Source organism: Noviluteimonas gilva (genome assembly GCF_009740395.1).
Taxonomy (GTDB): domain Bacteria; phylum Pseudomonadota; class Gammaproteobacteria; order Xanthomonadales; family Xanthomonadaceae; genus Noviluteimonas; species Noviluteimonas gilva.
In genome coordinates, this window is sequence record NZ_WOXT01000005.1 from 160,679 (window position 1) to 180,715 (window position 20,037).

At 62.7% G+C, this 20,037-nt stretch carries 17 protein-coding genes and 2 tRNA genes; 2 read left to right on the forward strand and 17 right to left on the reverse strand.

Annotated elements, in window-relative coordinates:
- Nucleotides 1-96: 96 nt before the first annotated feature.
- The 5 genes from GN331_RS14955 to GN331_RS14975 form a co-directional block, all read right to left on the reverse strand.
- Complete coding sequence (locus tag GN331_RS14955) at nt 97-570, reverse strand: hypothetical protein (protein ID WP_156643094.1); 474 nt, start codon at nt 568-570, stop codon at nt 97-99.
- A gap of 492 nt (nt 571-1,062) precedes the next feature.
- Nucleotides 1,063-1,422 (reverse strand): hypothetical protein, encoded by a 360-nt coding sequence (locus GN331_RS14960; protein WP_156643095.1) that lies wholly within the window; start codon nt 1,420-1,422, stop codon nt 1,063-1,065.
- Between the two features lie 182 nt (nt 1,423-1,604).
- On the reverse strand, nt 1,605-1,988 hold the full coding sequence (locus tag GN331_RS14965) for a DUF7668 domain-containing protein (RefSeq protein WP_197427171.1): 384 nt from the start codon (nt 1,986-1,988) through the stop codon (nt 1,605-1,607).
- A 116-nt stretch (nt 1,989-2,104) separates the two neighbouring features.
- Nucleotides 2,105-3,619, reverse strand: coding sequence for an arylsulfatase (locus GN331_RS14970; protein ID WP_331713505.1), 1,515 nt, complete (start codon nt 3,617-3,619; stop codon nt 2,105-2,107).
- 225 nt (nt 3,620-3,844) lie between these two features.
- Entirely contained in the window at nt 3,845-4,393 is a 549-nt protein-coding gene (locus tag GN331_RS14975; RefSeq protein WP_156643096.1) for a hypothetical protein, read from the reverse strand.
- A 295-nt stretch (nt 4,394-4,688) separates the two neighbouring features.
- On the opposite strand from GN331_RS14975, the gene GN331_RS14980 reads away from it, so the two are divergent.
- Both GN331_RS14980 and GN331_RS14985 read left to right on the forward strand, forming a co-directional pair.
- Nucleotides 4,689-5,150 (forward strand): hypothetical protein, encoded by a 462-nt coding sequence (locus GN331_RS14980; RefSeq protein ID WP_156643097.1) that lies wholly within the window; start codon nt 4,689-4,691, stop codon nt 5,148-5,150.
- Between the two features lie 475 nt (nt 5,151-5,625).
- On the forward strand, nt 5,626-9,477 hold the full coding sequence (locus GN331_RS14985) for an NACHT domain-containing protein (protein ID WP_156643098.1): 3,852 nt from the start codon (nt 5,626-5,628) through the stop codon (nt 9,475-9,477).
- Nucleotides 9,478-9,619: 142 nt separating this feature from the next.
- On the opposite strand, the gene GN331_RS14990 is transcribed toward GN331_RS14985, so the two are convergent.
- The 12 genes from GN331_RS14990 to GN331_RS15045 form a co-directional block, all read right to left on the reverse strand.
- Nucleotides 9,620-10,399, reverse strand: a complete 780-nt coding sequence (locus GN331_RS14990) for a DUF6988 family protein (RefSeq protein WP_197427172.1) — start codon at nt 10,397-10,399, stop codon at nt 9,620-9,622.
- Nucleotides 10,400-10,526: 127 nt separating this feature from the next.
- A tRNA-Pro gene (locus GN331_RS14995) sits at nt 10,527-10,603 on the reverse strand.
- A 52-nt stretch (nt 10,604-10,655) separates the two neighbouring features.
- Entirely contained in the window at nt 10,656-11,012 is a 357-nt protein-coding gene (locus tag GN331_RS15000) for a MerR family transcriptional regulator (RefSeq protein ID WP_036169922.1), read from the reverse strand.
- Nucleotides 11,005-11,307 (reverse strand): integration host factor subunit alpha, encoded by a 303-nt coding sequence (locus GN331_RS15005; RefSeq protein WP_156643100.1) that lies wholly within the window; start codon nt 11,305-11,307, stop codon nt 11,005-11,007. Before GN331_RS15005 ends, GN331_RS15000 begins: the two co-directional genes overlap by 8 nt.
- Before the next feature lie 17 nt (nt 11,308-11,324).
- Nucleotides 11,325-13,748 carry a phenylalanine--tRNA ligase subunit beta gene (gene pheT, locus GN331_RS15010; protein WP_156643101.1) on the reverse strand — a complete coding sequence of 808 codons (2,424 nt, stop codon included), beginning with the start codon at nt 13,746-13,748 and terminating at the stop codon, nt 11,325-11,327.
- 12 nt (nt 13,749-13,760) lie between these two features.
- The gene (pheS, locus tag GN331_RS15015) at nt 13,761-14,771 is read right to left on the reverse strand and encodes a phenylalanine--tRNA ligase subunit alpha (protein ID WP_156643102.1); all 1,011 of its coding nucleotides are present in this window, start codon (nt 14,769-14,771) and stop codon (nt 13,761-13,763) included.
- A gap of 123 nt (nt 14,772-14,894) precedes the next feature.
- Complete coding sequence (gene rplT / locus GN331_RS15020; RefSeq protein ID WP_036169932.1) at nt 14,895-15,254, reverse strand: 50S ribosomal protein L20; 360 nt, start codon at nt 15,252-15,254, stop codon at nt 14,895-14,897.
- Nucleotides 15,255-15,267: 13 nt separating this feature from the next.
- Complete coding sequence (gene rpmI, locus GN331_RS15025) at nt 15,268-15,465, reverse strand: 50S ribosomal protein L35 (protein WP_027083463.1); 198 nt, start codon at nt 15,463-15,465, stop codon at nt 15,268-15,270.
- 307 nt (nt 15,466-15,772) lie between these two features.
- Entirely contained in the window at nt 15,773-16,297 is a 525-nt protein-coding gene (gene infC / locus GN331_RS15030; RefSeq protein WP_331713515.1) for a translation initiation factor IF-3, read from the reverse strand.
- A gap of 66 nt (nt 16,298-16,363) precedes the next feature.
- A complete protein-coding gene (thrS, locus tag GN331_RS15035) occupies nt 16,364-18,280 on the reverse strand; it encodes a threonine--tRNA ligase (protein ID WP_156643103.1) in 1,917 nt (638 codons plus the stop codon).
- Nucleotides 18,281-18,461: 181 nt separating this feature from the next.
- Nucleotides 18,462-18,536: transfer RNA gene (locus tag GN331_RS15040), tRNA-Val, on the reverse strand.
- A 101-nt stretch (nt 18,537-18,637) separates the two neighbouring features.
- Entirely contained in the window at nt 18,638-19,927 is a 1,290-nt protein-coding gene (locus tag GN331_RS15045; protein ID WP_197427173.1) for a reprolysin-like metallopeptidase, read from the reverse strand.
- Nucleotides 19,928-20,037: the final 110 nt, after the last annotated feature.

Sequence of the window (20,037 nt, forward strand, 5' to 3'; positions counted from 1 at the left end):
ACTGTTGCCGGAGCTTTCAAACTCCGTAGCCAATCGTGCCGAAGCGCATGCGTATCGCGATATCAGGCAACGCCGCGATGTGCTGTCAGATTTGTCCTACCCCTCGCCCGTGGGTTTCGACTTTCGCCTGCCCTGCTTCGCGAAGCGCTCGGACAAGGTCTTCACCGCCTCCTCCAGGCCGTGCGACGGGCCGAACACCTTCAGCATGGTGTAGCCCGCGAGCGCTGCCTCGAACACGTCGCTCCCGAGCGCGGCTTCGGTGTCGGCGCACATCGTGGTCAGGCGCTGCAGCGCGACGTTGATGCGCTTCATGCGGTCGTAGGCTTCCAGGTCGGCGCGCATCTCGTCGATGTCCAGCGACGGCGGCGCGATGGCGCGATGACGGTCGAGCACCTGGAACGTCTCGCGCGCGAAGGGCTCGTTGCGTTGACCCAACATGTTCATCGTCCTGCGTTCGCCGGCGTCGAAGGCGACCAGCTTCTTGAGGACGGCCTCGATCTGCGCGATCGCGGCGAGGACGGTGCGCTCGTCATCTTCGCTGATGACGAGCGAAGCACGATTCTGTGTCATTGGAAATCTCCGTTGAAGGAGATTCGAGTTTTCATCCGCACCGGCGCGAAATGCATTGTGCTTTGGGGCAGATCGGTGCGGTGTCTTGTGAGGGGATTTCGCGCGTCCGCGGGTTGGACTGCGACGGACGCGAGTGGGTTGGCGACGGGCCCGATGCCCTTGGCGACTGACTCGCTCCCATTGAAAGCGGAGGCGATTGCGTCGGCGACGTCACGTGTTGCCATTGCCGACGGCGACGAGTCCGTCGGCGACCGCATTGCCTGCGTTGGCGATCGAACCGAGTTCGCCGCACGCGGACCCCGGTTCGCGAGCGACGGAACGCAGTCAGCCGGAACAGCAACCGTGTCCGTCGAGAGCGCAGCGCGTTGTGTTGCCGACGGCATGCGACTGCACCGGCGACGCACCCGGCCCCAACGGCGACGGGCCGCACTCAGCCGGCAAAGGAACTGCGTCTATCCGAATGTCACCGAGCTCCCCGGCGACCGCACCCCGTCAGGTCGGCGACTTCTCGACCCGCTCCATCTCCTTCTTGCGGCGCACCAACTGGTCGAGCGGCCGCTCGAAGTCTTCCCCGCCGTGCGCGTAGGGATCGAGGATGATGGTCGGCGGCTCGGCGGCCGCGCGCGAGGCCGCTTCCTGTTCCGCGGCGAAGTCGACCAGCATCTTGCCGACGTTGTAGGTGGCGTAGATCTCGGCGTCCGGCCCGAACTCCCTGGCCGCGTTGACGATCGCCCCGGCCACGCCGCCGAAGATCGCAAGGAAATGCCGCGCACCCGTGCTGTTGGCCAGCAGGTGCGGCATGGACTCGCGCAGGTCGCGCAAATTCAGATCCAGGAAATCCTTACTCTTCATCCTTGGGCATCCGTGTTGTCGATCCCCCCGTGACCGAGGGTAACCCCGTCTGCGGCCGGTGGCATCGCCAGTCGACACGCGGAGATGCGGGAGGGTGAATCGTTTATCGAAGCGCACCGGCTGTGGGGAAACGGCTGCTTCTTATTGGGGGTAACGCGGATGGGGGATGGTACCGGACTGGTTTACCGCACGCAGATCAGCCGGATGTCGAACGCGTAGTCGCCACCCGCCTCGTACACACGAAGCTCCAGCGCCAAATCACTCGCGCCTTCGTCGACGACGTACAGGTCCACGAGCACGTCCCAGTACCCTTCCATCCATTGGCAGACCGAGGTTTGCCAAGCCTCCGGCGGAAGTTTGGCCAGGACGGCACCGTAGTCGTCGACGTAGTAGCGCATTTGTCGCGAGGTTTTCTCGGAGACCGGACGAACACCCGGCACGCCGCGTTCAAGGTCGAAGTCCTCGTCGCTGAAGGCGTCCACGATCGCGCTGATCGTCGATCTCCACGCACTTGGAATCGGCTGTTGCTTGTCGGGATCTCGCGTGACGGAAACTTCGTTGGTCATGCGTCGCGCCCCCTGATGGCCTGCCACATCTTAGCGATGGGATACGTTCGATCGCGTCGTCGCATAAAAAAGCCCCGCTGTGATGCGGGGCTTTAGTGGTCAGTTGCGCGTAGGTCTCACGCGCTACCCGACGCCGCCTCTTCCATCTTCGCAAGCACCTGGTCGAGGTTGAAGCTGGCCGCCTTCTGCCGTGGGGGGAAGTCCTTGAACGTCGCGATGAACTCTCCCACCATCGCCTGCGCAGGCACGAGCATGTAGGCGCGACGGAAGTACCAATCCCAGTACGTGTTCGAGGTGATCTCCGCGCGTTCGTAGGGGTCGGTCCGCAAGTTGAATGTGTAGGGGATGCGCAGCGGGACGAATGGCGTTTGCCAGACCCTGAGGGTGCCCGGCGTCGTCTGCTCCAGGAACAACATCTTCCAGTTGTCGTAACGGATTGCCGCAACGTCGCCTTCGTCGGTGAAATAAATGAACCCCTTGCGCGGGCTCGTCTTTTCCTTGCCTGTCAGATAGGGCAGCAGGTTGAAGCCGTCGAGATGGACCTTGAAGGTCTTGTTTCCCACCTTGTGGCCCTTCGCCAGCTTCGCCTTGATGTCCGGTTCGCCGGCAATCGCGCAGATCGTCGGGAACCAGTCCAGGTGGCTGACGATTTCGTTGGACTCCGCTCCGGCCGGAATCTTGCCGGGATAGCGGACCAGGCACGGAATGCGGTACGCGCCCTCCCAGCTCGAGTTTTTCTCATTGCGGAACGGCGTGTAGCCGCCATCCGGCCAGGTGTTCATGTGTGGCCCGTTGTCGGTGCTGTACTGCACGAACGTGTCGTCCGCGATCCCGAGCTCGTCCAACAAGTCGAGCATCTTGCCGATGCAGTCGTCGTGGTAAAGCATCGTGTCGTGGTACTCCGACTGCCAGCGACCGGCCTTGCCTTTCCAATCCGGATGCACATGCGTGAATGCATGCATGTGCGTCGTGTTGAACCAGACGAAGAACGGCTCGCCGGCCTCGTGCGCGGCCTTGATGAACTTCATGGCCGCTTCCATGAATTCCGTATCGCACGTTTCCATCCGCTTCTTCGTCAGCGGGCCGGTGTTCTCGATCTTCTGCCCGCCCTTGCCGTCGGCCCAGCAATGCAGCACGCCACGGGGGCCGTACTTCTTCTTGAAGTCCGGGAAATCCTTTTCGTTCGGGTAGTCCTCATGCTCCGGCTCTTCTTCGGCGTTGAGGTGGTAGAGGTTGCCGAAGAACTCGTCGAACCCGTGCATGGTCGGCAAGTGTTCGTCGAGGTCGCCCAAGTGGTTCTTTCCGAATTGACCGGTCCGATAGCCCAGCCCCTTGAGCGCCTCGGCGACGGTGATGTCTTCCGGTTGCAGCCCGAGTTTCGCGCCGGGGAGACCCACCTTGGTCATTCCCGTACGCAGGCCACACTGGCCCGTCAGGAACGATGCGCGCCCGGCGGTACAGCTCTGTTCGGCGTACGCGTCGGTGAAGAGCATCCCTTCCTTCGCGATGCGGTCGATGTTGGGTGTGCGATACCCCATCATGCCTTTGGTGAAGCAACTCAAGTTCGCCTGGCCGATGTCGTCGCCCCACATGACGAGGACGTTCGGCTGCTTTGCCTTCTTGCTGGCCACGGACGGTCTCCCGGGAAAACGCGCGCGATTTCGCACCCCGCATCATTCGCCGTAGCGTGAGTCCGCTCCACGGTGTTTTTTCGGTCGTTCGTCTAGGTACTTTTACGGCGGCCAATCCTCGAGGCTGACCGAAGATGCTGAGATGCGATTGGCAGGTGGGCGGGCGAATCCCGATAACTGCTGGGTTGGGTCCGTAAAACTACTGCGCGCAGCATCGGACCGGCGCTACTTCCAACTCCACGGCGCAACCCACGAAGACGCCGACGCAGTCGCCTGTGCACCACCATTCGGCGTATCGGCCGTCGTCGCCGCGGGCGTCGCGACAGCCGCATCCGCCACGGTCGGTTGATCCTTGCGCCAGACATGCGCCCGCATCGAGTGCCCGTCCCCCGAACACTCCAGCAAGTACTCACCGCCGGCCTGCACATCGACCTCCATGTCGAACGACCCGATGAACATGCCATTGCAGACCACGCGCGCCAGATACTTGCCCGGCTTCACGCGCACGGCCGCGTACTTCTTGACGTTCGCCGCCCCCGGGATGTCGTAGCCCCGCGAGATGACCAGGAACTGCGTCCACGAGTCTTGTACGAAGATGCGTTTGATCGCCGAGGATTTGAATTGCTTCTCGGAGCGCAACGCCGCGCGGATGATGGCGGTTTCGTTGGGCGGGGTGCTGGCGTCGACTTCGTACTTGAAGGTGCCTTTGGGTTTGCCCCAGGCGGTTGCGAATAGCAGCGCTGCCAGAGCGGCTAGTTTGGTGGAGCGGTGCATTTTTTGGTCCCCCTGATGGACACGGGGATGTTAGCGGATGGGCTTTGGATCCGACGCCACCAGCAGTGCACCAGAAATCGCGGCCCCACGGCTCGACCGTTCCTAAGGAAGGACATCAGCGAACAAAAGTGAGCGTCGTGACCTCTGGTGGCGTAAGAACGCAACGATGGTGGCCATTGCACTCGCCCTGACGTAACACCTCTGTCCTGATGCAAGCTATCGTAGGACGCATTCCGTGGCTCTGGTATTGTCAATTGACGCCGACAGCCCACGCCGCGTGTGCGGAGGGGTCAGAGTGACACGAGACGAAGTCAACACGTTAGTCAGCTCGGCCATTGACCTCCTCTTCGAGAAAGACCGCGAGCTCTTGCATCTTGGCGTCTGTGAGCGGGCGATGCAGTTCCGCTTGGCCCATTACCTAGCGCAATCGGATTCAATAATTGCGCCACTAACGGTCGACTGCGAATACAACCGACACTTTGAAGACGAGAAGCGCCTAACCCTTCGACCGCGCCGCCGCCCAAATGGGCAATTGGGCTTGTACCCAGTTCTTCCCGATGTCTTGATCCATGAACGGAATTCGGATGCGAACAACATCCTGGCGCTTGAAATCAAGAAACCGGGGGAGCCCTTAGCGCGCGACAGCGCAAAGCTACGCCAGTTCGTTGCCGAACTTCACTATCGTCATGCCGCCCACGTCATTATCGGACTGGGCGGCTGCGGAGAAGTCGTGCGCGAGATCCGATGGGTTGAGTGAGATGGGGGCGCCGGTGTCATTAAGAGATGAATTTACAAGCAACACGAAGCTTCGTCTCGCCGCGCGAGTGGGATTTCGTTGTTCCCACCCCGAATGCAGTCAACTCACATATGGCCCGGCATCGGGTGACGAAGACTCGTATGTAAACCTTGGGCAAGCGGCGCACATTACGGCAGCCTCGCCGAACGGGCCGCGGTACGACGCTTCGCTCACCAGCGATCAACGTCGATCGCAGGAAAATGGCATCTGGCTTTGCCTAAGGCATGCGCGGCAGGTAGACGCCGACGAGCACGCATACTCCGTTTCGACTCTTCGCAAGTGGAAGAAGGATGCAGAACGGCGAGCTGAGCTTGCGCTGTCTGTATCCGTCCCAGCGGCATTCATCGCGCTAAAGGATCGGAGCGTTGACCCATCCATCCTTGATCGCCTCGGACTGCCAAGAACCGCTGACCCGCTGGAAGTCCGGCTGCGTCTGTTGCCTCTCGCCGAAAACGATCTAGCGTCCTTAAGAAGACGAGATGGCTGGCCAGCACATCCTGTTGAAATCCCCTTCACCGTGAGAAACGAAAATGGCACTCACGACTTCACGCCAAAGGAATGGGCTCTAAAGCTGGAAGCTTGGGACGAGCTCACTGTCGTAGCTGGCCCAGGAACAGGTAAGTCAACGTCATTACTCCAGCTCGCCGCCGCCATCGTTGAGGCGAGAGAAGCTGTCGCCGTGTTCATAAGTCTCGCCGATTGGGCGACATACCCGGGCACACCTCTGCTTCATTCCATCCTGCTGCATGCGTCGTTTACAAATCAGACAAATTCCGCGGAACTCCAACTCCTGGCTGAAACGGGCGACCTCGTACTGATTCTCGACGGATGGAACGAGCTCGATGCAACGAGTCGACAACGTGCACGCGTCAACATCCACGAGCTGCGGCGCGAGTTCCCCCTCCTCCGAGTGGTTGTCAGCACACGTCAACAAACGCAAGCGCCGCCACTTTCTGGCGCAAACGCAAATCTCGGACTCCTCTCACACCACTACCGCCTGGAAATCGCACGAGCACACAGTGGCGACGCCGGTGTTGCGCGACTGATGGAAGCGGAAGCGACCCCGGGAATCAGAGAGGTTATTCGAATTCCTTTGTTCCTATCGGCCGTTCTCGCGGGCCCCGCCGGACAACCACTGCCCGCTACGAAGGAAGAGTTGCTTGCGATTTTCGTGCGCGAGCAAGAGGCCAGATCTACGCGCAAGAGCGAGGTGCTGGCATCCACCACCCATGGATACCACCGGGAGATTCTTCAGTCTCTCGCAGCAGAGGGAATGCGACTTGAATCCACCGCACTTCCAGAACACGCGGCGCGAGCGATTGTATCCGCGGTCCTGCGCGAACAACACGCGCGAGGGCTGATTGGCCACCCCGCACATCCCGGAACAGTACTCGATGTCCTAGTCGCCGAGCACCTACTCGTACGACCGGACGCATCCGCACAGGCAGTTTCATTCCAGCACCAACAGTTTCAAGAATGGTTTGCGTCATTTCACGTTGAAGATCTGATGCGGCGTACCCACTCGGGCGATAGTTCCGCCGCCATCGAACTCCGCTCAGATGTCCTGAATTGGCGCAGATGGGATGAGGCGGTTCTGTTTGCGAGCGAACGTCTGTGCGCGGTAGGAGAAGAGAAAGTAGTGGCGACTGCGGCCAAACTCGCACTCGATCTTGATCCTGTCCTTGCAGGGAACATAATCCACGCCTGTCCAAAAAGTTGGCAACTGCTCCGGCAATTAGTTACCGAGCTAATACAAAAGCACCACGTAGCGGGCCAGCCCGATCTCGCGTTGGCACTTGTAAACACGATTGCTCAACCTGACTTCTGGGAAGAAGTTAGGGCCTTGACTGGCTCGTCCGACACCGATCTACAGTCGACGGCTCTTTCGGCAGGCGACCGGTTTCCGCCATCCCTGCTTGGCCCCGACCCAACCGCCTGGATCAATGAGCTGCCAGATCAGGTCCAAGTAAACCTTCTCATCGAACTCATTCAACGCGGCGGCGTCTCCGGCGTCCAACTCGCCACTGCGATCGCTGTGCAGACGTCACGGCAAGCGGCCTTAGACGCGGTAGCCGAGTACTTGTATTTCTACAGGCACGATTCCGAGCTTGTGCGGTTACTCGAAAGTCGTGATGACGCCATTTCGCGCCTAATCTGGCACATCGACGACGACTCTTTTGCTACTCCGATGCTCTCAAAGAGGCTGCGAGAAGAGCGTGTGTATGCGATCGAGACCGCCTCCCCTGCCGCACGGCTGCGCGTCCTCCTGGACAATTCATTTCCAGTAGAGAACAGGGAAGAGCAGCTGCATAAGGCGCTCGTCGATCCAGGACTAGATCTGTCAACGCACGTGGTTGGGTCATTCGTCATGGTGGAAGACCCGGAAGTCGCACTGCGCGCGTGGCTGGCGCGCCTAGAGGCGGGATTGGAGGTTCCCTATGGGACTGACCGGGTCGCGGTTGAGAATAACTTCATCGTTGACAGCGATGCCGTACGCGACATTCTGTTGTCTGGCCCCTCCTCTCCGCGGTCGTCGTTTGCTGCCGCGGCGGCGGGGCCCAACATTGTTCGCGTCCTGTTTGAGCAGTATGTGCGTGGAGGACGACGCGAGCACCCCAAGATCTACGACACCTTACGAGCTGCGCCCCTAGCCTCGATAGGCGCCGCCCTTTCGGACCACTGCGAGGAGACGAACCTAGACCGCATTGGGTACGTTGTGGAGTTGATTAGGTCAGAGGATAGCGGCGAGTGGAGGAATCGAAGACTCGACAATGACTCGCGCGCATCGCTCGTGCGCTACTTGAAGAATTCGGCTCGCGTGGCAATCACGCAGCAGAGCCGCGAACTGGCTTACGAAGTAGCGCTGGCGATCGGCGGCCTAGCCGATGCCGACCTATCAGACGCATTACTCGATCTGCTGCGTTTCGACATCGCGCGACGACAGGAAGAGAGGGCGCAGGGCGATCGGGGCGATAGAACAATGCGAGATCGCTCTCGCTGGGACTTTTCTCGACAGTATGTGGAGGCGTTATCTTCCATCGGTGGCGACAAGGTTGTCGGCGCCATGCTGGACCTTCTCGCGGGACCTGACTTCACTGTTGAAGCCGCCCGAGTATTGGTTGGCATGACGGATAAACGGAATCTCGTGGAATCGCAGTTTTGGACGCCCGCATCATTTATTGCCGCAAATCGCCGCGAACCAACGGAAGGTAGCGCTCGGAACTCTGTGACGTCCACGCGCATTATCCAAGCCGTTGCAAGCCACCTCGCAGAGAATGAGGTCGAGTTGTCCGCACGGCTGATGTGCGAGGCTCTCCGCATCTCAGGTGACGATCATTCGGCCTTGGTTGGCGAGCTACTTTCCAAGGAACTTCCAGCCTCCGTGCGCCATCGACTACTGGTGTACTTTGCTGCGTCAGGAGGAGCCATCTCCGCGACTGACATTCTGGATCAAGTGCGTCACTTCGCCGACTTGGCGCGAGGTGGTAAAGGAACCTTTCGCAACGGGCCCATCCACGACTGGGTTGCGCTGTTCCCACACAGCGACAGCCCTCTGCTAGCGCTCTCAGCTCTCGGCGAGTTTCCAGTTGAAGGTCGCGCACCACATGAGCAGGGGCCTCTGCTGAAAAGCATCGAGAGCGCAACAAATCCAGACAACGACCGGCTCTTGGTGGAGCTAGCGAAGATCGACCCTCGCTTTCTGCGATCGTATGAATGGTGGCGCGCAGCCGTCGCGCGTTCCAACGCCTGGATCGCGATGTCGCTGATCGATTCGTTTGCGGATTCGACCTTCGACCCTTCCTATCTCGAAGGTCACCTCGGCAATATGACCCCAAGGGTAGTTGCATTTTGCTTGGATGACGCGATGGTCCGCTCTCGCGTATACGATCTAATTCGCAACTTGTCCGATGGCCCACTTCTGCACATGCTTTCTAGCGCGGTAGCGATGGCGCCAGATGACGACGGTGTTCTTCTAATTGTGGAACGCATTTCACAAGGACAGCGACTGCATGGTCAGCTTCACATTGCGATTCGGAAGCTAGCAATTGCCGAAGAGCCTGATGAGCATTGGCAGGGATCATTCCAATTGCTTGCAAATCCGGTCGTTTCTCTACGAAGCCGGCTCTTCGAGCTGACCGGCCGCAGCGTCAGCACCGACCTGGCAGCAGCGGCAACCTATGCGCTCCAAGTCATCGAGCGACTCCGAGACGACTACGGACACGCAGAAGCGGAGCGACGCAATCCGAATCCGGATCTCGACAATCCTTGGCCTCTTTGGTCAAAGTAGCCGCGGAATCGCCTTCGATAGATCGTATTGCGTGCCACTAGCCCCGCGTTCTCTTTTCGATCCGACATTGAACGTCGGGCTCCTTAACGTCCCGAGACCAGCCCCCCTGAAGTGACCGTGGTTATCGCGGCACAAGACAGCGTTATGTCGTCTCGTCCCCTTCCATCGCGGGATGGGCCACTAGTGCCAGATCCATGCGATACAACTTCAGCACAACATCGCGCCGCAAGACTTCGATGAGCACACTGTGCAATGCCCGGTCCGCGTGGGGTGTCCTTCGTTGCGCCAGGCCTAGCATTTCTAGAGTGGCGTGCAATGCCATGCCAGTCATGAACCGAAGCATGTCCGCGACTTCGGATTCCGGAAAATCGATATCCCTTGTTCGTCGCAACAGTGATTGGTACGACCCATGCACGAATCCATGCAACGATCGCTTCGATTGCTCCCAGGTGTCGAGTAAAAATGCGAACTTCTCGTCCTTTGTCAGCTTGGCAACCGTCCGGATCAACCTTTCCACGTCTTGGGACCCGCCGCTCCGGAAATGCTCCATTTGCGCGTCGCTGGCGTGCAGTAGCCACAGGCCTCTGGCGTAGGCTTCAAACGCCGGGCGCATGAGCGTCGCCGCAGATCCGGCGAGCGAGAACTCCAAGAGTTTGATCATCGACCGCTGGTGCTCGTGGACCATCAGGAAAGCCACGATGGCCATGCGTTCCTGGTAGGTGGCTTGGTCATTGAGCGCCAAGCTATGGAGTCCGCTGCTTTCGGTCCACACGTCAAATTCGTCCGCGATCGCCAAGGCCTTCTGCACATCTTCGTTAGCCAGATACGTCGGCCAGATCGGTTCTCTCGTCTCGACAGTCATGCTGATCTCACCCAAGCCTAGTTCAGCCCATTGATGCCGATCGAGCGGCAGCAAGGGCAAGCGAAACCTACCAGCGCTTCCCCAATCCTAGTGGTCCGCCCTTGGGCGAAGGAGCTGCTGAAACACACCGTCAGCTACTCAAACGCAAAAAAAAGCCCCGCCAAATCGGCGAGGCTTCTTGTTTATTTGGTCGGGGTAGCCGGATTCGAACCGACGACCACCAGTCCCCCAGACTGGTGCGCTACCAGGCTGCGCTATACCCCGGGTAGGCCGGCGATCATACCGCATCGCCGCATTTCGGCCCAGATCTGCGAATTCAGCGACGCAGCAGGACGAGGATTTCTTCGAGCTCCATCCGCACCTGCTTGATGATCTGCGTGCTCAGTGCGCTCTCCTGCTTCGCGCCCTCGCCTTCCAGGCGCAGGCGGGCGCCGCCGATCGTGTAGCCCTGTTCGTACAGCAGGCCGCGGATCTGGCGGACCATCAGCACGTCGTGGCGCTGATAGTAGCGGCGGTTGCCGCGGCGCTTGACGGGCTTCAGGCTCGGGAATTCGGTTTCCCAGTAACGCAGCACGTGCGGTTTGACGTCGCACAGCTCGCTGACTTCACCGATGGTGAAGTAGCGCTTGGCCGGAATCGGCGGAAGTTCCTTGTTACTGCCCGGATCAAGCATTGCCCGCCCCCGTGTAAGCCTCGACGCGTTCCTTCAACTTCTGCCCGGGGCGGAAAGTCACCACCGTGCGGGCGGAAATCGGGATCTCTTCGCCGGTCTTCGGGTTGCGGCCCGGGCGTTGGTTCTTGCGGCGCAGGTCGAAGTTGCCGAAGCCGGACAGCTTGACCTGCCTGCCCTGCTCCAGCGCTTCGCGGAGCGCGTCGAAGAACGCGTCGACGAATTCCTTCGCCTCGCGTTTGTTCAGGCCGACCTCGTCGAACAATCGTTCGGCCATTTCCGCTTTGGTCAACGCCATCTCGTCCCCCTGACGATTCAGCTGCGGATCGCGGCGTGGTGTTTTGCCTGCAGTGCCGAGACCACCTCGGTCACTACTTGCTCCACGTCGCGGTCGGTCAGGGTGCGCGATTCATCTTGGAGAATCAAGCCCATAGCGAGACTCTTGAAACCGGATTCGACGCCCGCGCCGCTGTAGCGGTCGAACAGCACCAAGTCCCTTAAAAATGCGCCTGCGGCCGCTTTCACGGTGTCGCTGACGTCGGCCCAGCGCACGTTTTCGGGGACGACGAACGCGAGGTCGCGGCGGACGGACGGGAACTTCGACAGGCCCGCGGCGCGCGGAATGTTGCGGGCCAGCATCGGGTCCAGGTCGAGTTCGAAGGCGATCACGTCGCCGTGCAGGTCCAGGGCCTTCGCCAGGCGCGGGTGCAACTGGCCGATCCAGCCGATGCGCGCCTCGCCCTCTTCCGTCAGGCGGAAGACGTCGGCCGAGCGCCCGGGGTGGCCGTGCGGGGCGGTCGAGGGGCGGAAGGCGAGCGGTGCGTTGGACAGCAGCGCGATCGATTCCAGGTCGGCCTTGAGGTCGTGGAAGTCGACGGGGCGCGGGCGGTCGGACCATTGCTCGGTCGTTGCGCTGCCGATGGCGACTGCGGCGATGCGTTGGGTTTCTGTCGGGGCCTGCGATTGCGTTGCGTGAGGGGGCAACGCCCCCTCAAACCCCGTGTTCGCGGAATGGAACACGCGGCCAATCTCGAACAGGCGCACGCGCGTCTGCTGGCGCGCGGTGTTGCGCGCGAGTGCGGCGACCAGGCCCGGCAGCAACTGCGTGCGCATCACGCCGAGTTCGGCGCTCAGCGGGTTCGCGAGCGGCACGGCGTTGTCGGTCGCGTGCCACGTGGTGAGCAGCGCTTCGTCGACGAAGGCGTAGTTCACCGCTTCGAGGTAATCGCGCGATGCCAGGTGCCTGCGCACGGTGGATTCTTCGACTTTCGTTTCCGTCGGCGCGGCCAGGCGCGTGCCGCCGCCGGGGAGCGTCGCGGGGATGTTGTCGTAGCCGAAGATGCGCGCGATTTCCTCGACGAGGTCTTCTTCGATCGCGATGTCGAAGCGGCGCGTCGGCGGCAGCACGTTCCACCCATCGTTGGTCGGGACGACGGCCAGGCCAAGCGCGTGGAGGATGCGCTGGACTTCGGCGTCGGGCACCTGCGTGCCGAGGACACGTTTCAGGCGCGCGCGGCGCAAGCCGACGTACTGGCGCTGCGGCAGGTGTTCGGGCAGCACGGCTTCGGTGACCGGGCCCGGCGCGCCGCCGGCGATCTCGACGATCAGGCGCGTGGCGATTTCGATCGCCTGGCGCGGGAGGTCGGGATCGACGCCGCGTTCGAAACGATGGCCGGCATCGGTGTGCAGACCGAGGCGACGGCCGCGGCCGATGATCGCGCTCGGGATCCAGTGCGCGGCTTCGAGGAACACGTTGTGCGTGGTGTCGGTCACGCGCGTGTCGAAACCGCCCATGATGCCGCCGAGCGCGACGGCGCGGTCGTTGTCGGCGACGACGAGAAATTGATCGTCGAGTGCGACGTCGCGGCCATCGAGGAGCTTCAGCGCTTCACCGGCGCGCGCGCGGCGCACGCTGATCGGGCCGGTCAGCAGGTCGCGGTCGAACGCGTGCATCGGCTGGCCGATTTCCAGCATCACGTATTGCGTGACGTCGACGAGCAGGCTGATCGGGCGGATGCCGCTGCGGCGCAGGCGTTCGGCCATCCAGATCGGCGTTTGCGTCTGCGCATCGATGCCTTCGATCACGCGACCGACGAAGCGCGGGACCTCGGCGCCGGCATCGAGCTTGATCGTCATCGCTGCGTCGTTGAGCGCGGGCATCGGCGTTGCATCGAACGGCACGACTTCGCTGCCGAAGGCGGCGGCGACGTCGTACGCAATGCCACGCACGCTGAAGCAATCGGCGCGGTTGGGCGTGAGCTTGAGTTCGAAGCGCGCGTCGGGCAGGCCGAGGTATTCAGCGAGCGGGACACCGATGGGCGCGTCGTTGGGCAGTTCGAGCAAACCGGAGGCGTCGGCGTCGAGGCCGAGTTCCTTCGCCGAACAGAGCATGCCGTTGGACTCCACGCCGCGCAGTTTCGCGGCCTTGATCGTCAACGTGCCGACCTGCGTGCCGATGGTGGCGAGCGGCGCGACCAGGCCCGGGCGCGCGTTCGGCGCGCCGCACACGATCTGTTGCAACGCGCCGGTGCCGATGTCGACCTTGCACACCTGCAGCTTGTCGGCTTCCGGATGCTTGACGCATTCGACGATGCGCGCGACGACGACGCCGTCGAGGCCTTCGCCCAACACGCCCATCTCTTCCACTTCCAGGCCGATGGCGGTCAGCGTGGCGGAGAGTTGTTCGCGCGTGGCATCGGTGCGCACGTGCTGGCGGAGCCAGTTTTCGGGGAACTTCATTGGTTCAAGTCCTCAGGCGAACTGGCGCAGGAAGCGCACGTCGTTGTCGAAGAAGCTGCGCAGGTCGTCGACGCCGTAACGCAGCATCGCGAAGCGTTCGACACCCAGGCCGAAGGCGAAGCCGGTGTAGCGCTCCGGATCGATGCCCACGTTGCGCAGCACGGACGGATGCACCATGCCGCAGCCGAGCACTTCGAGCCACTTGGTCGTGCCATCGGGCTGGTGCCAGGCGATGTCGACTTCGGCGGACGGCTCGGTGAAGGGGAAGTAGCTCGGGCGGAAGCGCATTTCGAAGTCGCGTTCGAAGAACGCGCGCACGAATTCGGCGAGCGTGCCTTTGAGGTCCGCGAAGCTCGCATGCTCGTCGACCAGCAGGCCTTCGACCTGGTGGAACATCGGCGTGTGCGTTTGGTCGCTGTCGCTGCGATACACCTTGCCGGCCGCGATCATGCGCAGCGGCGGCCCGCTCCCAATCGACATGAGGTCTTTCATGTAGCGGATCTGCACGCCGCTGGTGTGCGTGCGCAGCAGGCGACCGTCGCCGAAGTAGAACGTGTCGTGCATCGCGCGCGCCGGGTGGTGCGGCGGGAAATTGAGTGCTTCGAAGTTGTGCCAGTCGTCTTCGATCTCGGGGCCGGCCGACAACTCGTAGCCCAGGCGGCCGAATATGTCGGCGATGCGTTCGAGCGTGCGCGACACCGGATGCAGGCCGCCGCGCGCGGCGTCGCGGCCGGGCAGCGTGACGTCGATGGATTCGGTGGCGAGCTTGTGTTCCAGCGCCGCTTCGTCGAGCGCGTGCTTGCGCGCGGAGAGTGCATCGCCGATGGCATCGCGGGCGCGGTTGATCGCTTCGCCCGCGGCCTTGCGTTCGTCGGCCGGCAACGTGCCGAGCGACTTCAATTGCGTGGTGATGCTGCCGTGCTTGCCGAGCAGCCCCACGCGCAGCGCTTCGAGCGCATCGGACGCGTTGGCGTCCGCGATCTCGCGGAGGGACTGCTGCAACAGCGAATCGATTCCGTCCATTTCAATTCCCTGAAAAACGGGCACACCGATAAACAAAAAAGGGGGGAAGGACCTGCGCCCTTCCCCCCTGCGTTGCTTTCCATCGAAAGCCGCGCAAGGAGCGCGGGCTTTCGCGGATGTTGCTTACGCCGCGAGCGCGCTCTTCGCCTTTTCGGCCAGCGCCGCAAAACCCACCGCATCGTGCACGGCGATATCGGCCAGCACCTTGCGGTCGAGGGTGATGCCGGCCTTCAGCAGGCCGTTCATGAAGCGGCTGTAGCTCATGCCGTTGATGCGGGCCGCCGCGTTGATACGCGTGATCCACAGCGAACGGAAGTTGCGCTTCTTCTGCTTGCGGCCGATGTAGGCGTACTGCAGCGCCTTCGTGACCGCCTGCTTGGCGACGCGGAAGACTTTGCGGCGGGCGTGGTAGTAGCCCTTCGCTTGCTTCAGGATTTTCTTATGACGACGGCGGGCCGTCACACCACGTTTGACTCGTGCCATTTGTCAGCCCTCCTCAGAGATACGGAAGCATGCGGTCCAGACGGCCCGCGTCCTCGGCACGAACATGGTTCGTCTGCCGGAGGTTGCGCTTCCGCTTGGTCGCCTTCTTGGTGAGGATGTGGCTCTTGTTGGCGTGGCCGCACTTGTACTTGCCGGAAGCAGTCTTCCGGAAGCGCTTGGCCGCCGCCCGATTGGTCTTGATCTTGGGCATGGGTGTAGTCCGTTTCGAAACGATGTCTGGCGTGGCGGTGGCGTGAGCCACTCTTTCCGTCCGTGCCTGCGCCGGCTTGTGTCGCGTGCCCCTGGGGGCTACGACGGGATCCTTGAACAACAACCCCGGCGAACCGGGCCCGGCATTATGCAGGCCCGGCGAATGCGTTGCAATTCAAAACGTTAGTTGGGCGCCGTGCCGGTGATGGGCGACTGCGTCTCAGCGGTCGACGCGACTGGCCTCGGGGCCGGCGTCGCGAGGCCCCAAAAACAAACGGGCCGCTTTGCGCGGCCCGTCGGTCGATCGATTACGTCTTCTTCTTCGGCGCGATCATCATCACCATCTGCCGGCCTTCCAGGCGGGGCCGCGACTCGATGACGATGTCCTCGCCCAGGTCCAGCTCGATGCGCTTGGCCATCTGCTGGCCCAGCTCCTGGTGGCTCATCTCGCGGCCGCGGAAGCGGATGTTGACCTTGATCTTGTCGCCCTCTTCCAGGAAGCGGCGCATGTTGCGCAGCTTGATCTGGTAGTCGCCCTCGTCGGTCACGGGGCGGAACTTCACTTCCTTGATCTCGACCTGCTTCTGCTTCTTCTTGGCAGCCGCGGCCTTCTTTTGCGTCTCGAACTTGAACTTGCCGAAATCCATGATCCGGCACACCGGCGGATCGGCGTTCGGCTGGATCTCCACGAGATCCAAACCTTCGTCTTCGGCCATCCGCAGGGCTTCGTCGCGCGTGAGCACGCCGATCATTTCGCCGTCGCTGCCGATCACGCGGACGCGCGGCACGCGGATTTCGCTGTTCTTTCGATTCTGCTTTTCGGGGGTGCTGATGTCGCAATCTCCGTGGAGTATCGAGCCGCGCGCGGCTGGGGCCGCCCGCGGAACTTTGGTTTGACGCTACTGCTCGTCGCGCAGGCGCTGTGCGAAGTCGGCGACGGACATGGTGCCCAGGTCTTCGCCACTGCGCGTGCGCACCGCGATGGCGCCATTTTCCTTCTCGCGATCGCCGACCACGAGCAGGTATGGCACGCGCTGCAGCGTGTGCTCGCGAATCTTATAGCCGATTTTTTCGTTCCGCAAATCGGCATTGACCCGGAGGCCTTGATTCGTAAGGGTTTTCCGAACCTCGTCCACCCAATCGGCCTGGGCGTCGGTGATATTCATCACCACGGCCTGCACCGGGGCCAGCCAGGCCGGGAATTGGCCGGCATGGTGTTCGATCAGGATGCCGATGAAGCGCTCCATCGAGCCGACGATGGCCCGGTGCAGCATGACCGGGTGGCGCTTGGCGCTGTGCTCGTCGACGTACTCGGCGCCCAGGCGGCCGGGCATCATGAAGTCGACCTGCATCGTGCCCAGCTGCCAGGTGCGGCCGATGGCGTCCTTGAGGTGATATTCGATCTTCGGGCCGTAAAACGCGCCTTCGCCCGGCAACTCCTGCCATTCCACGCCCGCGGCACGCAGCGCCGAGCGCAGGGCGTCCTCGGCCTTGTCCCAGGTGGCGTCGTCGCCCAGGCGCGGTTCGGGGCGCAGCGCGATCTTCAGTTGCACGTCTTCGAAGCCGAAGCGGGCGTAGACATCCATCGCCTGCTTGTGGAACGCGGTGACTTCGGCCTCGATCTGATTCTCGGTGCAGAAGATGTGCCCGTCGTCCTGGGTGAAGCCGCGCACCCGCAGGATGCCGTGCAGCGCGCCGGAGGGCTCGTTGCGATGGCAGGCGCCGAATTCGCCGTAGCGGATCGGGAGGTCGCGGTAGCTGTGCAGGCCGTGGTTGAACACCTGCACGTGACCCGGGCAGTTCATGGGCTTGACCGCGTAGGTGTGCTTCTCCGACTCGGTGAAGAACATGTTGGCCTGGTAGTTGTCCCAGTGGCCCGAGCGCTTCCACAGCGACACGTCCAGGATCTGCGGGCAACGCACTTCCTGGTAGCCCGACTCGCGATACACCTTGCGCATGTATTGCTCGACGACCTGCCAGATCGACCAGCCCTTCGGATGCCAGAACACCAGGCCCGGTGCTTCTTCCTGCAGGTGGAACAGGTCCTGCTGCTTGGCGATCTTGCGGTGGTCGCGCTTCTCGGCTTCCTCGAGCTGCGTCAGGTACGCCTTGAGGTCCTTGTCGTTGAGCCACGCGGTGCCGTAGATGCGGCTGAGCATCGCGTTGTTGTGGTCGCCGCGCCAATAGGCGCCGGCCACCTTCATCAGCTTGAAGGCGCGCAATTTTTCCGTGCCGGGCACGTGCGGGCCGCGGCACAAATCGGTGAACTCGCCCTGCGAATACAGCGAGAGGTCTTCGTCGGCGGGGATCGATTCGATGATCTGCGCCTTGTAGTCCTCGCCCATGCCGCGGAAGAACTGCACCGCCTCATCGCGCGACTTGACGCTGCGCGAAACCGGCTGCGCTTCCTTCACGATCTTCTGCATTTCCGCTTCGATCGCGGGCAGGTCGTCGGGCGTGAACGGACGCTCGTACGCGAAGTCGTAGTAGAAGCCGTTGTCGATCACCGGGCCGATGGTGACCTGCGCGCCGGGATACAGGCGCTGCACGGCCTGCGCGAGCAGGTGCGCGGTGGAGTGGCGCAACACGTCGAGCGCATCGGGATGCTTGTCGGTGACGATTTCGAGCGCGGCGTCGCGGTCGATCCGGTAGCTGGTGTCGACCAGCTTGCCGTCGACCTTCCCCGCGAGCGCGGCCTTCGCCAGGCCCGCGCCGATGGAGGCGGCGATTTCGGCGACGGTCACCGGATGGTCGAAGCTGCGGACGCTGCCGTCGGGCAGCGTGATCGCGACGGGAGATTGGACTTCTGCATTCATTGCGGGGCACCAGAAATGAAAAAAGCGCCCGAGGGCGCCTGCTGTCGCTGCGACTCGGGAAGGCTCAGGGTTGGATGCGCGTAGTGTTCATGTCGCACGCTAAGCCGGCGTTTCCGCGGGCTACCTCATCTAAGTCTTGTCGCGATCGTATCGATTGGGTGCCATCCACGCCAGAAAAGCGTGGTGGGCGGTACAGGGTTCGAACCTGTGACCCCTACCATGTCAAGGTAGTGCTCTACCGCTGAGCTAACCGCCCGTAGTGCCCCACCCGACCTGACGGCCGAGCGGGGCTGCGCAGTTTAGCGGAGCCGTTGCGTTGCCACAACGGGCGCGCGCGGTTTTCGGTGAATCCGCTGATCACTCCCGGAAGCGGGAGATCGCCGGCGCCATGAAGTCGATGCCGCGCGCGTTGTCGATGCGCCCGGCGACGCCGCAGGGCGCGCCGTCGCACGCGGTCGGCGCGGGGCCGGAGAAGCGGCCCAGCCAGATGCCGTTGCCGGGATCGGTCATGAGCGTGCCGAACATCGGCGTGCGCAGGTCGAAGGAGAACGCGAAGGCGCCGTAGGTCACGGTGCCGTCGGGTGCGGTCTGCGCGGCAATGTCGTGCGCGGCGCCCATCGCGTGACCGAGTTCGTGCGCGAGCACGTACGCACCGCAGGGCGCGACGTTCGCGACGACATAACCGTGGCGCGGATCGAGGTCCACGTCGCCCTGTTGGTTCGCGCCGTTCAACCAGGACGCACCGCAGGTATCGTCCTTCGCATCCGGCGTCGGGCGGATGAACGCCGCGAGATCGGCGGAGGTCTTGTCGCGCATCGCTTCGAAGTCGATGTCGTCGAACGTGCCGGACGTGAGCACGTCGAGCGCTTCGGCGTTGGTGAGCGTCGCGGGAATCGCGACTTCCTGCGCGCCGACCATATGCAGGCGCACGCGCGTGCCGCTGTCCCGGTGCGTCTGGTTCGCCACGGCGATCAAATGCGCGACCTGCGTTTCCGCCGCCGCGACACTGCCGCGCAGCGCAACGAGCTCGGGCGAATACAGCCCCAGCACGTCGATGCGGACCTGCGAGCGATCGTCCAGGCGGATCGGATGATCGGCCATGGCCTTGAAGTATTCGGTATCGAATTCGCCACCCGGCGGAACGCGATAGTCCGGCGTGCCCGGGCGACCCTGCTGGCCACGCGGCACGAGATTGCGCGCGGGCGCGACAGTCACCATGCCGTTGCCTTCGGTTTCGATCTGCATCGCGTGGCCGTCGGGCATCGGCAACTGGCCGAACACCGCGTTGGGGCCGAAGGTGAGCACCATCGATTGCGAACCGGCGACCGTCTGCACGCGACCGACCAGCGACCAGTGCCCGCCGCCATGCGTTTCCTGGCGTTCGATCTTGACCGGATACGAGCTGCCGTCGGCCAGCACGACGTCGAGCGTGCCGTCGCGCAACGCGCGGCGCGCCATGGCGGCATCGAGCTGGATCCCCTGCCCGCCTTCGCCGAGGCGCAGGGTGGGCACGGCGTCTTCGATGACGGACGACTGCAGGGACGCGGGCGCGCTTTCGCGCGCGTGCTCCGCGTGCGAATTCCAGACTGCAAGACCCACGACTGCCGCGACCAGCGTGCAGGCCGCCGCCCCCTTGACCATCCCCATCGAAACCCACCGCTGTGAACCCACCGCAGCGCGCATCTTAGCCAAGTCCGCGGGCGCGGACAGGGCCATTTGTCAGGAGGAAACGTGCCGATATACGGCGGGATCGGCCG